This window comes from Pseudomonas sp. UYIF39 (genome assembly GCF_029963765.1).
Classification (GTDB): Bacteria; Pseudomonadota; Gammaproteobacteria; order Pseudomonadales; family Pseudomonadaceae; genus Aquipseudomonas.
Map to the genome: position 1 here is coordinate 17,326 of NZ_JALBYU010000026.1, position 14,634 is coordinate 31,959.

General features: G+C 59.5%; 8 protein-coding genes and 1 pseudogene. 3 read left to right on the forward strand and 6 right to left on the reverse strand.

Translation table 11 applies throughout. From position 1 onward, the window contains the following. The first annotated feature begins 119 nt into the window (after positions 1-119). From MO767_RS25815 to glgB, 3 genes are all read left to right on the forward strand, one after another. Positions 120-2,114: an alpha-1,4-glucan--maltose-1-phosphate maltosyltransferase gene (locus tag MO767_RS25815; RefSeq protein WP_282482835.1), complete on the forward strand. Its 1,995-nt coding sequence runs from the start codon at positions 120-122 to the stop codon at positions 2,112-2,114. A gap of 164 nt (positions 2,115-2,278) precedes the next feature. Further along, positions 2,279-5,620: a maltose alpha-D-glucosyltransferase gene (gene treS / locus MO767_RS25820; RefSeq protein ID WP_282482836.1), complete on the forward strand. Its 3,342-nt coding sequence runs from the start codon at positions 2,279-2,281 to the stop codon at positions 5,618-5,620. Between the two features lie 2 nt (positions 5,621-5,622). Next, positions 5,623-7,854: a 1,4-alpha-glucan branching protein GlgB gene (gene glgB, locus MO767_RS25825; RefSeq protein WP_282482837.1), complete on the forward strand. Its 2,232-nt coding sequence runs from the start codon at positions 5,623-5,625 to the stop codon at positions 7,852-7,854. A gap of 80 nt (positions 7,855-7,934) precedes the next feature. Here glgB and MO767_RS25830 read toward each other — a convergent pair whose 3' ends face one another. The 6 genes and pseudogenes from MO767_RS25830 to glgX all read right to left on the reverse strand — a co-directional run bounded on the left by MO767_RS25830 (position 7,935) and on the right by glgX (position 14,558). Further along, positions 7,935-9,008 carry an autotransporter outer membrane beta-barrel domain-containing protein gene (locus tag MO767_RS25830; protein ID WP_282482838.1) on the reverse strand — a complete coding sequence of 358 codons (1,074 nt, stop codon included), beginning with the start codon at positions 9,006-9,008 and terminating at the stop codon, positions 7,935-7,937. 322 nt (positions 9,009-9,330) lie between these two features. Next, positions 9,331-9,571 (reverse strand): annotated as a pseudogene (locus tag MO767_RS25835) (autotransporter domain-containing protein); the annotation flags it as partial. A 49-nt stretch (positions 9,572-9,620) separates the two neighbouring features. Beyond that, positions 9,621-9,989, reverse strand: coding sequence for a DUF6124 family protein (locus tag MO767_RS25840; RefSeq protein WP_282482839.1), 369 nt, complete (start codon positions 9,987-9,989; stop codon positions 9,621-9,623). Positions 9,990-10,386: 397 nt separating this feature from the next. Beyond that, the gene (locus tag MO767_RS25845) at positions 10,387-11,187 is read right to left on the reverse strand and encodes an endonuclease/exonuclease/phosphatase family protein (protein WP_282482840.1); all 801 of its coding nucleotides are present in this window, start codon (positions 11,185-11,187) and stop codon (positions 10,387-10,389) included. Between the two features lie 256 nt (positions 11,188-11,443). Then, on the reverse strand, positions 11,444-12,202 hold the full coding sequence (locus MO767_RS25850; protein ID WP_282482841.1) for a PIG-L family deacetylase: 759 nt from the start codon (positions 12,200-12,202) through the stop codon (positions 11,444-11,446). A 196-nt stretch (positions 12,203-12,398) separates the two neighbouring features. Then, a complete protein-coding gene (gene glgX / locus MO767_RS25855; RefSeq protein ID WP_282482842.1) occupies positions 12,399-14,558 on the reverse strand; it encodes a glycogen debranching protein GlgX in 2,160 nt (719 codons plus the stop codon). Positions 14,559-14,634 lie beyond the last annotated feature (76 nt).

Genomic DNA, 14,634 nt, shown 5'->3' on the forward strand with positions numbered 1-14,634 from the left:
GCGCCTGTCGCTCGGAACCTAAGTGAGTTCATTCCGGGGCGGACGATCCTGCGGGATGACTATCCTGTTACAAGCCACAGACACAAGAGCGTCCATGGGGCGTAAAGGAGAGATGCTCGATGACTGCTGAAAAACCGACAGAGCTGAACTACAACCCTCATATGCCGCTGTCGCAGGCTTTGCTGCTGCCGCGCATCGCCATTGAAAACACAATGCCGACCCTCGATGGCGGGCAGTTCGCCGTCAAAGCGGTGGTGGGCCAGGACGTGGTGGTGACCAGCAAAGTGTTTGCCGACGGTCACGACAAGTTGGCCGTGCGCATACGCTCGCGTGCCGAGGGCGATGAGACCTGGCAAAGTGAAGTCATGACCGACCTGGGCAATAACGGTTGGCAGGGCCAGTTCCGGGTCGCGCGACAGGGCCGTTATGTGTTTTGCATCGAGGCCTGGATCGATCAGTTCTCCAGCTTCTGTTATGAGCTGGAGAAAAAACACGCCGCCAGGGTGCCGATCAGTCTGGAATTGCAGGAAGGCCGAACGCTGGTCCAGCACGCCGCCGAACGCACGGACGGGCAGTTGAGCGAGCAACTGGCGGCGCTGCACCATGAATTGTCGGGTCTGCTCGAAATCGAGCAGGTCGAGCTGTTTCTGCACCAGCGTAGCGCCGGGTTGATGGCGCAGGCCGATCATCGTGCCTATTTGAGCATCAGCCCTGAGTACCCGCTCGACGTCGAACGGGACCTGGCGCAGTTCGCCAGTTGGTATGAATTGTTTCCGCGTTCGATCACTGACGATCCGGCCCGTCATGGCACCTTCAACGATGTGCATGCGCGGCTGCCGATGATCCAGGACATGGGCTTCGATGTGCTGTACTTCCCGCCGATCCACCCGATCGGCCGCAGTTACCGCAAAGGCCCGAACAATTCCCTGACCGCCGGGCCGGACGATCCGGGCAGTCCGTATGCCATTGGCAGCGAAGAGGGCGGGCATGAGGCGATTCATTCGGAGCTGGGCAGCCGCGAAGACTTCCGGCGTCTTGTCGCGGCAGCCGCGGACCATGGATTGGAGATCGCCCTCGACTTCGCGATTCAGTGTTCCCAGGATCACCCGTGGCTGCAGCAGCATCCGGGCTGGTTCAACTGGCGGCCGGACGGCACGATCAAATACGCCGAGAACCCGCCGAAGAAATACCAGGACATCGTCAACGTCGATTTCTATGCCAGCGATGCGATCCCGAGTCTGTGGGTCGAGTTGCGCGACATCGTGGTGGGTTGGGTCGAGGAGGGCGTGAAGCTCTTCCGCGTCGACAACCCTCACACCAAACCTCTACCGTTCTGGCAGTGGCTGATCGCCGATGTGCGAGCGCTGTACCCCGAGGTGATCTTCCTGGCCGAAGCCTTCACCACCCCGGCAATGATGGCGCGGTTGGGCAAGGTCGGTTACTCCCAGAGCTACACCTATTTCACCTGGCGCAACAACAAGTCCGAGCTGGCCACCTATTTCACTGAACTCAACGAGTCACCGTGGCGCGAATGCTTCCGGCCGAACTTCTTCGTCAACACACCGGACATCAACCCGGCGTTTTTGCATGAGTCGGGGCGCGCCGGTTTTCTGATCCGCGCGGCGCTGGCGACCATGGGCTCCGGTCTGTGGGGCATGTATTCAGGCTTCGAACTGTGTGAAGCGGCACCGGTGCCGGGCAAGGAGGAATACCTCAATTCCGAGAAGTATGAAATCCGCCCACGGGACTTCAACGCGCCGGGCAATATCATTGCCGAAATCGCCCAGCTCAACCGCATCCGCCGGCAGAACCCGGCGCTGCAGACACACTTGGGCTTGAAGGTCTACAACGCCTGGAACGACAACATTCTGTATTTCGGCAAACGCAGCGCGGATGGCAGCAATTTCATTCTGGTGGCCGTCAGCCTTGATCCGCATAACGTCCAGGAAGCGAATTTCGAATTGCCGCTGTGGGAAATGGGCTTGCCCGACGACGCCAGCACCCAGGGCGAAGACTTGATGAGCGGTCATCGCTGGACCTGGCACGGTAAGTACCAATTCATGCGAATCGACCCGGCGCATCAACCGTTCGGGATCTGGCGGATTACTGTGTAAACGCAGGACCTGTGGGAGCGAGCTTGCTCGCGATAGCAATTTGGCAGGCAACACATCTGTTGAATGTTCAATCGCCATCGCGAGCAAGCTCGCTTCCACAGGTAATCATCGCGTTTGTGACAGGCGCTCGGCTCAGCAAATTTCGAATTCAACAGGAGTTTCAAATGGCGAAGAAACCCAAGGCAGCCACCTTTATCAAGGACCCGCTCTGGTACAAGGATGCGGTGATCTATCAGGTTCACGTTAAGTCTTTTTTCGACTCCAACAATGACGGGATCGGCGACTTTCCCGGTCTTATCGCCAAACTTGATTACATTGCCGATCTGGGCGTCAACACCATTTGGTTGTTGCCGTTCTATCCCTCGCCACGACGCGACGATGGCTACGACATCGCCGAATACCGTGGCGTGCATTCCGACTACGGCACCATGGCCGACGCCAAGCGTTTCATCTCGGAAGCCCACAAACGTGGCCTGCGGGTCATTACCGAACTGGTCATCAACCACACCTCGGACCAGCACGCCTGGTTTCAGCGAGCGCGCAAAGCCAAGAAAGGTTCGGCGGCGCGGGACTTCTACGTCTGGTCTGATGACGATCAAAAGTACGACGGCACTCGTATCATCTTTCTCGACACCGAAAAATCCAACTGGACCTGGGACCCGGTGGCCGGTCAGTACTTCTGGCACCGGTTCTATTCCCACCAGCCAGACCTGAATTTCGATAACCCGCAAGTCATGAAAGCCGTGCTGTCGGTGATGCGCTACTGGCTGGACATGGGCATCGACGGTCTGCGTCTGGACGCGATTCCGTACCTGATCGAACGCGACGGCACCAACAACGAAAACCTGCCCGAGACCCACGACGTCCTCAAGCAGATCCGTGCCGAAATCGATGCCAACTACCCGGACCGCATGCTGCTGGCCGAGGCGAACCAATGGCCGGAAGACACGCAACTGTATTTCGGCGACACCGACGCCAAGGGCCTGAACGGCGACGAATGCCACATGGCGTTCCACTTCCCGCTGATGCCGCGCATGTACATGGCGCTGGCCCAGGAAGACCGTTTCCCGATCACCGACATTCTGCGTCAGACCCCGGAGATCCCAGCCAACTGTCAGTGGGCGATTTTCCTGCGCAACCACGATGAGCTGACCCTGGAAATGGTCACCGACAAGGAGCGCGATTACCTGTGGAATTACTACGCGGCCGACCGTCGGGCGCGGATCAACCTGGGCATTCGCCGCCGCCTGGCACCTTTGATGGAGCGCGACCGTCGCCGGGTGGAGCTACTAAATAGCCTGCTGCTGTCGATGCCCGGCACGCCGACCCTGTATTACGGCGATGAAATCGGCATGGGTGACAACATCTATCTCGGCGACCGTGACGGCGTGAGGACGCCGATGCAGTGGTCGATTGACCGTAACGGCGGTTTCTCCCGCGCCGACCCGGCGAGCCTGGTGCTGCCGCCGATCATGGACCCGCAATACGGTTACCTGTCGGTTAACGTCGAAACCCAGGCCGGCGACCCGCATTCGTTGCTGAACTGGACCCGGCGCATGCTCGCCGTGCGCAAGCAGTCCAAGGCCTTCGGTCGCGGCACACTGAAAATGCTCTCGCCGAGCAACCGGCGGATCCTGGCCTACACCCGAGAATTCACGGGGGCTGACGGCAAGCACGAAATCATCTTGTGCGTGGCCAACGTGTCACGTAGCGCGCAAGCAGCGGAGCTGGACCTGTCGGCCTACGTCGGCATGGTGCCGGTGGAGATGCTCGGCGGTAACGCCTTCCCGCCTATTGGTCAGTTGAATTTCCTGCTGACCCTGGCGCCTTACGGTTTCTATTGGTTCGTCTTGGCGGCGGAAAACCAAATGCCAAGCTGGCACGTGGAACCGGCGCAAAGCCTGCCGGACTTCACCACGCTGGTGCTGAAGAAACGCATGGAAGAACTGCTCGAAGCGCCGTCCCGCGGCACTCTGGAGCAGGGCATCTTGCCAAGCTGGCTACAGAATCGCCGCTGGTTTGCCGGCAAGGACGCGGCCATCGAACAGGTCAACATCGCGTACGGTGTGCGCTTCGGCGATCCGCTGCACCCCGTGTTGTTGAGTGAAATCGACGTCACCAGTGGCGGCCAGACCAGCCGCTATCAGTTGCCGTTCGGTTTTATCTCCGAAGATCAGGTCGGTGCCGCGTTGCCTCAGCAACTGGCCTTGTCTCGAGTCCGGCGCGTGCGTCAGGTCGGTTTGATCACCGACGCCTTCAGCCTCGACACCTTTGTGCATGCGGTTTTGCATGGCATACAAAGCAATATCGTATTGCCATCCAGCGCGGGCGAGATCCATTTCGAGCCGACGGCGGAACTGGCGAATCTCGGCTTGAGCGGGGAATCGGAAGTGCGTTACCTGTCCGCCGAACAGTCCAACAGTTCGGTGGTGATCGGCAACAGCCTGGTGTTGAAGCTGATCCGCAAGATCGCGACTGGCGTGCACCCGGAACTGGAAATGAGCGCGTTCCTGACTCACGCCGGTTTCCGCAATATTTCGCCGCTGCTGGGTTCAGTGGTTCGCCGTGATCCGGCAGGCGAGGACAACCTGCTGATGATTGCCCAAGGCTATTTGAGCAATCAGGGCGACGCCTGGGAATGGACTCAGAACAACCTCGAACGGGCGCTGCGCGACGAGCTGGCCGACGCCATGTCCGAGCAGGAGCAACACTACAACGCCTTGGGCGAACTGAGAGACTTCGCCGGCATGCTCGGTCAGCGCCTGGGCGAAATGCATCAGCTGCTGGCGGCGCCCAGCGACAACCCGGACTTCGCCCCGAAGGTCACCACCCAGAAAGATGCCCTGGCCTGCGCCAAGGACGTGGCGGCGCAACTGGAGCACGCGCTGAAGTTGCTCCAACAGCATCAAAGCGAATTGAACCCGGCAGACAAAGCCTTGGTCACTCGTTTACTGGACAACAAAAAAGCCATCCTCAGCCATGTTCAGGAACTGGGCAAAAAAGCCGTTGGTGGTCTGCGCATTCGCGTCCACGGCGACTTGCACCTGGGCCAGGTGCTGGTGATCAAGGGCGACGCCTACTTGATCGACTTCGAAGGCGAGCCGGCGCGGCCGCTGCATGAGCGACGGGGCAAACACAGCCCGTACAAAGACGTCAGTGGCGTATTGCGTTCTTTTGACTACGCTGCGGCGATGGCGATCAATGTGCACAACGTCGACAACACGGCCGATGCCCAAGCCGCTCGTCAACGTGTCGCTGATCGCTATTTAAGTGAAGCAAGACAAGCATTTGTCGACGCTTATCGGCTGGCGGCAGCTAGTCTTGCTCATGCATGGCAAGATCCGGAAGGCGAGGACGCCGCGTTGGCGTTGTTCGGCCTGGAGAAGGCAGCGTATGAAGTGGCCTATGAGGCAGAAAATCGCCCCACCTGGTTGCCCGTGCCGTTGCACGGTTTGTATGGGTTATTGAGAGGGCTTAAACCCTTTTCCGATCTTGGTGGAGAGTAGTCATGAGTTTCTCGAACAAGGAACAGGGTCACGCTAAAGAAGCGTTGCTACCCAGATCGCGGGACATCGACGCGCTGGTACGCGCCGAACATCACGACCCCTTTGCAATTCTTGGCCCCCACGGCGATGGTGCCGGCGGGCAATTCATTCGGGCCTATTTGCCGGACGCCTTGAGCGTGCAGGTTTTGGCCAAGGACTCCGGGGAGGAACTCGGCAACCTTGAGGCCACCCAGACACCGGGCCTGTTCGTCGGGCACTTCGATCGGGCGCAGCCGTATCTGCTGCGAACCCGGTGGGCCGGCGGCGAACAAATTTCCGAGGACCCTTACAGCTTTGGCCCGTTGCTGGGTGAGATGGACTTGTACCTGTTCGCCGAAGGCAATCACCGCGATCTCAGCGCTTGCCTGGGCGCGCAGCTGCAAACCGTCGACGGTGTCGATGGCGTGCGATTCGCCGTGTGGGCACCGAACGCCAAAAGGGTGTCGGTGGTGGGTGACTTCAACAACTGGGACGGTCGCCGGCACCCGATGCGCCTGCGTCATCCTACCGGTGTATGGGAAATTTTCGTCCCGCGCATGCAAGCGGGGGAAACATACAAATACGAAATCCTCGGCACCCACGGCATTCTGCCGCTCAAGGCCGACCCGATGGCGCTGGCCACCTCGCTGCCGCCGGACACCGCGTCAAAAGTCGCTTCGCCGCTGAACATCGATTGGCAGGATCAGGACTGGATGCAATCGCGGGGCGACCGTCATCGGGTGAGTGCGCCGCTGTCGATCTACGAATTGCATGCCGGGTCCTGGCAATGTGAGCTGGATGATCTGGGCGAGGTCGCCCGCCAGTACACCTGGCATGAGTTGGCCGAGCGGCTGATTCCTTACGTCAAGGATCTGGGGTTTACCCACATCGAGCTGATGCCGATCATGGAACACCCGTTCGGCGGCTCCTGGGGCTATCAGCTGCTGTCGCAATTCGCCCCGAGCGCCCGCTACGGTACGCCGGATGACTTCGCCGCGTTCATAAATGCCTGCCATCAGGCCGACATCGGCGTGATCCTCGACTGGGTGCCAGCGCATTTTCCGACCGATACCCACGGCCTGGCGCAATTCGACGGCACCGCGCTGTACGAATACGGCAACCCGCAGGAAGGCTTCCATCAGGACTGGGACACGCTGATCTACAACCTGGGTCGCACCGAAGTGCACGGCTACATGCTGGCCTCGGCGTTGCACTGGCTCAAACATTTCCACGTCGACGGTCTGCGGGTCGATGCCGTGGCGTCGATGCTGTATCGCGATTATTCGCGCAAGGCCGGCGAATGGGTGCCGAACCGTCACGGCGGTCGGGAGAACCTTGAAGCCATCGACTTCCTGCGCCATCTCAATGACGTGGTCGACATCGAAGCCCCTGGCGCGCTGGTGATTGCCGAAGAATCCACCGCATGGCCGGGTGTCAGCCAGGGCACGCAACAGGGCGGACTGGGCTTTGACTACAAGTGGAACATGGGCTGGATGCACGATTCGTTGCACTACATCCAGCAGGACCCGGTGTACCGCGCTCATCATCACAATGAACTGAGTTTCGGCCTTGTGTATGCCTGGTCCGAGCGCTTTATCCTGCCGATCTCCCACGACGAGGTGGTACACGGCAAGCACTCGCTGATCGACAAGATGCCCGGTGACCGCTGGCAGAAATTCGCCAACCTGCGCGCCTACCTCAGCTTTATGTGGGCGCATCCGGGCAAGAAGCTGTTGTTCATGGGCTGCGAGTTTGGTCAGTGGCGTGAGTGGAACCACGATCAGCAGCTCGACTGGTACTTGCTGCAGTACTCGGAACACAAAGGGGTGCAGAAACTCGTCGGCGATCTTAATCGGCTGTATCGCGAAGAACCGGCGCTGCATGATCAGGACGACGCGCCGCAAGGCTTCCAGTGGTTGATCGGTGATGATGCAATCAACAGCGTTTACGCCTTCATGCGTTGGAGCAGGGATGGGCGGCCGGTGTTGGTGGTGGCTAACTTCACGCCGGTGCCGCGAGAGGGTTATCGCATCGGCGTACCGTTTGCCGGGCGTTGGACCGAGGTGATCAACAGCGATGCGGCCACTTACGCCGGTTCGAACTATGGCAACAGCGGCGGGGCGTTTACCGAGGAGGAACCGAGCCATGGCCAGGCTCTCTCGTTGGTATTGAACCTGCCGCCGCTGGCGGTGTTGATGCTGCGTCCGGAGGGTTGATCCGAAAAGATCGCAGCCTGCGGCAGCTCCTACGTTAGGTCGGTGTACCTTCTGTAGGAGCCTGCGATCTTTTGATCTTTCTACCAACGCATCCGCACACCCAAACTCCCAATCAACCCGTTCAAATCATTGTCATCCACATCACTGCTGTAGTCGGCGCTGACGTAAAAACTCACGGCGGGCGTCACTCTGGCCACCAACCCCAAACCCACTTCGACGGTCGATGAATAGCGGCTGCTGCTGATCTTCTCGACCTGATCGAGGTTCACGGTATTGCCGGTGTACACCGTGTGCCACAAGTTGGTTCGCACGTAGGGTTCGACCCCCAGTCCGTTGATGTCGTAACTACCTTTCAACCGTGCACCGACTCGGCCGCTCCAGGACGTCAGGTCGCTGGATGAGGCATTGCCGGAGCCGGCATACGGGGTGTCCAGGGTAATGCGTTGATTGATTAATTGCGCCTGGGGTTCGACTACCCAGTGATCGCTAAGGCCAATGGGGAAACCACCTTCTACCGACAGCGTCACCGCGCTACCCTCGGCCGCTTGTCGGGCGCCCTGGTCATTGCGGGTATAACCGTTGACCCGGCCGCCGCTGGCCGTCAAATCCACGTGCCAGCCTTGGGGCCCGGTCAGGCTCCAGTAGGCGCCGAGGCTCTGGCCTTCGAGGTTGAGGGTGTCGTGGCTGGGGTCGGCAAGGGCGGGACCGGTCAGCAGCCCGTTGCTGTTGCCTTGTAACTGAGTGATGCCGCCGACCAGTCCGACCCGCTGGGTATGACCGCTACCGCTTTGCAGAGTCAGGATCGCCGGACCTTTGAATTCGCTACTGCCAGGGATAGCAAATCCCTGAGCCAGAACATCGGTTTGCGCCTGCCGCGAGGCCTGTCCATATACCTGATCCCAGGCCGAAGGCGCAGCGTCCTCAATGGTCAGGTGTGAACTTCGTATATCGGAGGCGACGCTGAAGCGGCCGGGGTAGGGGCCGGTGAAAGTGACCGCGGGCAAAGTCATGACCGGAACATCCTGACGGTACCAAGGCATGGTTTCATACTCTGCCGGCCCTGCCTGTACTTCCATGGTCGAGCACAGAAGGAGTGAACTCGAGACAGTGCAAAAAGTAACTTTGATCTCATGTTGGGTGAATGAAGTTTTCATGGAGGTCTACCTTGCAATCGCATGCGGTATCTCGCTCTGGCGTCTCTCCTACCCCGAATGAGGGGCGACCGAATGTAGTGGGGCAAGCCTCTGGTCGCCCGTTTTTGCGGGTGTCTTGGGGTTTGCCCCTAGTGTATTTCCGGGGGTAGTAACGTGTAGCTAAGAAGACCCTTGACATCGCGTCAAGAAAATGGCCGATAAATGGTATGTGTATTTTAGGACTCGCAAGTGACTGATTTATGCCCTACATCTAAGTTCTTGTTTGTTCGAAACATCGTCAAAATTCCGCGTTCCAGAGCGTTTTTGATAGTGGGCTACCGGTCTACCAACTCACCCTGACACCGACATTTGCGGCCGTTGCGCGCAGCTGATTACTGTCGATATTGCGGGTGTAGTCGACTGCGCCATACACGCTCGCGGTTTTCGCGAGTACCGGAAAGGGTGTGCCACAGATTGGCTCGTAGATAAGGTTCCAGTGGTCGTCCACTGACTTGGTATCGGCCTTTGAGTCGAGCGCCGAGGCGACCGGTCCAGGCACCGTCAGAGTCGAATGAGACCTTTGAATGCTTCTAAATAGTGAGGGCGCAAGCGCCCTCGCTACTCGCCTGGCGACTACCCAGGCTTGTGGTTATCCAAAACCCGATTGACCGCTAACTCACCCAACATGATCATCCGTTGCAGCACCAGCATCGTTTGCCGTCGCGGGCCGTCCGTTACGTCGGCGAGATCGTTGACCATGGCGCTGGCTGATGCCAACGATTCGCAGGCCTCGACGAGCAACGTTTCGTCATCCACCGCTGCGTCGATGGTGAAAATGGTGCTGGGCTTGTAGGGCGGTATCTGCGTTTTCGTCGCCCCGGGGTTGAGGTAGAAGCTGAGTGCGCGGTCGGCCGCCTCTCTCATTTTCTTGGGGTCAAGATCAATAAAGGCGTCGTAGGGTACTGGACCCGTGTGCGGGGGATTCGGCGTTACTTTGAACATAGATCTGATTTCCAGAGTTGGGGCCGCTACCGCTCTCGACTAAAAGAGGGTGGCGGCTGTACGCAGGTTAGTCGACCGGTGGAATCAGCAAGCCCGGCGCGCCCAAGGGCGCCCTGCGCACAGCCACCATCAAGTACAGGCATAGAACGACCTGACTGAATGGCGCTTATGCACCTTACCGATAACCACCGGGCGACTAAACCCGACCACTGATGAGCAGTGGCAGGTAAACGATAGAGGCCGGGGTCAAAGCGCACAAGCCGGCGGATTCTGGCGCACGTGTAGGTAACGACGCAAGGCGTTGTAGCCGTTAGGACGTAACACCGAGTGTCTTTAAACGAGTCCGCTAAACGCATGAAAGCGGCCGGCACAGTAGTCTATGAAACTAATGAGCGTTTCAAAGATGCACTTCCACCGCCAACGGCAAGTGATCCGACAAATGCGTCCAGGGCTTGTGCCCCAGTATTCGCGGCTCATGACTGCTGGCATTGCGCAGATGGATCCGATCCAGGCGCAGCAGGGGAAAGCGTGCCGGATAGGTTTTTGCCGGGCGACCGTGGTGACGCTCGAAGGCTTCATGCAGGTAGTCGCGTCGGGCGAGGGCGGTGTTGCCTTGCAGCTGCCAGTCGTTGAAGTCGCCGGCGATAATCACCGGCGCATCGTCGGGCAACGATTCGAGCAGTTGGCAGAGTAGCTGGAGCTGTAGTTGGCGATGGCTTTCCAGAAGACTCAAGTGAACGCAGATCGCATGGACTTCAGTGTGCCCCGGCACATCCAGAACGCAATGCAGCAGGCCGCGGCGTTCGGGGCCGGTGATCGAGACGTCGAGGTTGCGGTGTTCGCGGATCGGGTATTTCGATAACAGGGCATTGCCGTGGTGGCCGTTGGGATAGACCGCGTTGCGACCGTAGGCGAAGTCGCTCCACATGCTGTCGGCCAGGAACTCGTACTGTGAGGTCTGCGGCCAATCGTTGTAGCGAGTGGAATGGCGGTCGTGTTCACCGACGACTTCCTGCAGGAACACCAGGTCCGCCGACGTACTGCGTACCGCTTCACGCAGTTCCGGGAGAATGAAACGTCGGTTGAGTGCGGTAAAACCCTTGTGGGTGTTGACCGTCAGCACTCTCAGTCGATGAATCGCCGGGGGCGTGTTCAATGGAGATGATTCGACGGCCTGCCACTTGGAATCACTGGTCACGTTCACTCCTCTGAATCAGGGCTGCTTATGTATGCGACTGATACAGCGGCGGGCAGTTCAGAGTGATTCGTCGCAAGCAGCCTTCACACCAAAATGTAGCAGCTGCCGAGCCTGCGAGGCTGCGTTCGGCTGCGAAACAGTCGTCATCCAGAATATGGAGTTTGCCTGACACGCCGCGCTGCCGGGTTTTGCGACTGCTACGCAGCCGAACGCAGCCTCGCAGCCTCGCAAGCTCGACAGCTGCTACAACGCTGCGTCAGACGAAGACAATTTCGTAGGGCAACCGTATCCGCTCCAGAAGCACCGGGGGCAGTAGGGGGGCGAGGCCGATGGCCGGCTCGCCGTCGAGCTGGCTGGCATAGGCGTGGGTGGCGTGGCTTTTGCGCGCGACGGTCCAGGTGTCCAGGCGAACCTTGCGCGCGCGATGCCACGGGATGAGCCCTCGATCACGCGTTGGCCAGTGCCAGGCCCAGACTGGTACTTCGTTGAACGCCGCACCGACCATGGCCGCGGCCTTGGCGCTGGCCCGGCCAACGGCGTCATGGTCGACAATGCCATCCTCGCGCCAGGTGCTGAACACCACATCCCCGGGGCGTAAATAACGGGCGATGAATTGAGTCATCTGAAATTCCCGCTCGGCCAGGGCGTTGTCGGTGAAGCCGCCCCGAATCCATTTGAGGCTGTGCATCGGCAGCCCGAGCCGGCGCAAGGCTTCGAGGCTTTCCTGGGGGCGGAACACGCTCAAGCGTTTCTCCGACCACTGTTGCGAGCCCGGATGGCTGGCGCTGCCGTCGGTAATCGAGATCAATTGCAGGGGATGACCCAGGGCGCTGAGCAACTGCAGCAGGCCGCCGCAGGTCACGACTTCATCGCCGGGATGTGGGGCAATCACTACAGCGCGAGCGCCGGCGGGGACCAGGGTCTGAGTGCTGATGACAGGAATGTTGTCCAGTTGCGGGGCGCTGTTCCAGATCTGTACTGGCAGGCTGCTTTCACTGATGGAAACCGATTTCATGGCTACGTCCTTGTTCTCGTTGATAGCAATGTGCAGCGCTCCAAACCCTGGATTGCCGCGAGCAGAGTATTGCTCATGTCACGCTATTCGTCGCGTCGATGTTCCGTCCGGTACCTTTTTTTATCCGACCTGCACCCCGTCCCGGCAACTGGAACGCTGCGGGACGAATAGTGCCTGGAATCCCTGAAGGTCTATTTCACTCTTCTTCCTCACGCTGCAATTCGAACAGCAGCAGCGAACGGCCAGTGACCGAATATTCGTGCCCGAACTCGAAGCGTTCCTGACCGCGAATCGACGGTTGATTGGTGTCGATCATGCAGGTCCAGAAACCGCCGTCGGGCACTTCCGGAAGCCGGAAATTGACGATGTCGTGATGCGCGTTGACCACCAACAGCAGCGTGGCGTCGGCACCCTTGCGGCGGATACCGGTTTCCTGGGCGCGGCCATCGAGCAGCATGCCGAGGCAGCGACCATGGCCTTCCTCCCATTGTTCGATGGACATTTCGCTGCCATCCGGCGCGAGCCAGGTGACGTCCTTGACGCCGATGTCCTCGTTGTAATTGCCCACCAGGAACCGACCGCGACGCAGGATCGGGTAGGCCAGGCGCAACTTGATCAGTCGTTTTACAAACTTGAGCAGGGCTTTGCCGTCTTCGCTCAGGTCCCAATTGACCCAACCGATCTCGCTGTCCTGGCAATAGGCGTTGTTGTTGCCTTCCTGGGTTCGGGCGAATTCGTCGCCGGCCACCAGCATCGGCGTACCTTGGGACAGCAGCAGCGTGGCAAAGAAATTGCGCATTTGGCGCTGACGCAGCTCATTGATCTCGGGATCGTCGGTCGGGCCTTCGACGCCATGGTTCCAGGACAGGTTGTTGTTGCTGCCGTCCTGATTGTTCTCGTCGTTGGCTTCGTTGTGTTTGTCGTTGTACGACACCAGGTCGTTAAGGGTGAAACCGTCGTGGGCGGTGACGAAGTTCACCGAGGCATACGGACGCCGGCCACGCTGATTGAACATCTCGCCGGAGGCGGTCATGCGATTGGCGAAGTCCGCCAGTTGGCCGTCGTCGCCTTTCCAGAACGCACGCACGGTGTCGCGGAATTTGTCATTCCACTCGACCCAGCCAGGCGGAAAGTTACCGACCTGATAGCCACCGGGGCCGCAATCCCAGGCTTCTGCAATCATCTTCACCTGACGCAGCACCGGGTCCTGACGGCAGGCCACAAGGAAGCTGTGACGTTCGTCGAAGCCATCATGGTAACGGCCCAGAATGGTCGCCAGGTCGAATCGGAAACCGTCGACGTGCATTTCCGAAGCCCAGTAGCGCAGGGAGTCAGTGACCATTTGCAGCACGCATGGGTGACTCAGGTCCAGGGTGTTGCCGGTGCCGGAATCGTTGATGTAGAAACGCTTGTCTTCGGGCATCAAGCGGTAGTAGGAGGCGTTGTCGATGCCGCGCATGGACAGGGTCGGGCCTTGTTCGTTGCCCTCGGCGGTGTGGTTGTAGACCACGTCGAGGATCACTTCAAGATTGGCTTCGTGCAGGTGCGCAACCATCTCCTTGAACTCGGCGATTTTGCCGCTGGCCAGGTATCGCGGGTCGGGGGCGAAGAACGCGATGCTGTTGTAGCCCCAGTAATTGGTCATGCCTTTGTGCAACAGATGCTGGTCGTTGACGAAGGCATGGATCGGCAGCAATTCCACCGTCGACACGCCGAGCTTGCGGATGTGTTCCAGCACGTCATCGACCATCAACCCGGCGAAGGTGCCGCGCACGTTATCGGGGACGGAGGGGTGACGCATGCTGAAACCGCGCACGTGAGTCTCATAAATGATGGTCTTGTCCCACGGCACGCTGACCCGATGGTCGTGGCCCCAGGTGTGAGCCGGGTCGATCACCTTGCACTTGGGCACGAACGGGGCGCTGTCGCGTTCGTCAAAACTGAGGTCGGCATCGGGGTGGCCGATGGTGTAGCCGAACAGCGCTTCGGACCATTTCAACTGGCCGACCAGTTGTTTGGCGTAGGGGTCGATCAGCAGTTTGTTGTGGTTGAAGCGATGACCGTTCGCCGGGTCATACGGGCCATAGACACGGTAGCCGTAGATCATCCCCGGATGCGCGTCGGGCAGGTAGCCGTGGTAGATCTCGTCGGTGTATTCCGGCAGTTCGATGCGTTCCAGTTCGACCTCGCCGGCATCATCGAAGATGCACAGCTCGACCTTGGTGGCATTGGCGGAAAACAAGGCAAAGTTGACCCCCAGGCCATCCCAGTTCGCGCCCAGCGGGAAGGGCAAGCCTTCACGGATTCGCGAGGCCTCGAGCTGAGGTTCTGGCGCGGCTTTCTTCGGACTGGTCATAGGTGCTCCTGCAAAGGGGGGACAGTTCTTGGCTCTGGTTTTTTTTGAGGGCGAGCGAGCCCTCGATGGCGAGAGG

Bases quoted from the DNA above. Each gene is read 5' to 3' on its own strand.
- MO767_RS25850 (WP_282482841.1), bottom strand. From the start codon at position 12,202: ATGAAATCGGTTTCCATCAGTGAAAGCAGCCTGCCAGTACAGATCTGG.
- MO767_RS25840 (WP_282482839.1), bottom strand. From the start codon at position 9,989: ATGTTCAAAGTAACGCCGAATCCCCCGCACACGGGTCCAGTACCCTAC.
- MO767_RS25815 (WP_282482835.1), top strand. From the start codon at position 120: ATGACTGCTGAAAAACCGACAGAGCTGAACTACAACCCTCATATGCCG.
- MO767_RS25830 (WP_282482838.1), bottom strand. From the start codon at position 9,008: ATGAAAACTTCATTCACCCAACATGAGATCAAAGTTACTTTTTGCACT.
- glgB (WP_282482837.1), top strand. From the start codon at position 5,623: ATGAGTTTCTCGAACAAGGAACAGGGTCACGCTAAAGAAGCGTTGCTA.
- treS (WP_282482836.1), top strand. From the start codon at position 2,279: ATGGCGAAGAAACCCAAGGCAGCCACCTTTATCAAGGACCCGCTCTGG.
- glgX (WP_282482842.1), bottom strand. From the start codon at position 14,558: ATGACCAGTCCGAAGAAAGCCGCGCCAGAACCTCAGCTCGAGGCCTCG.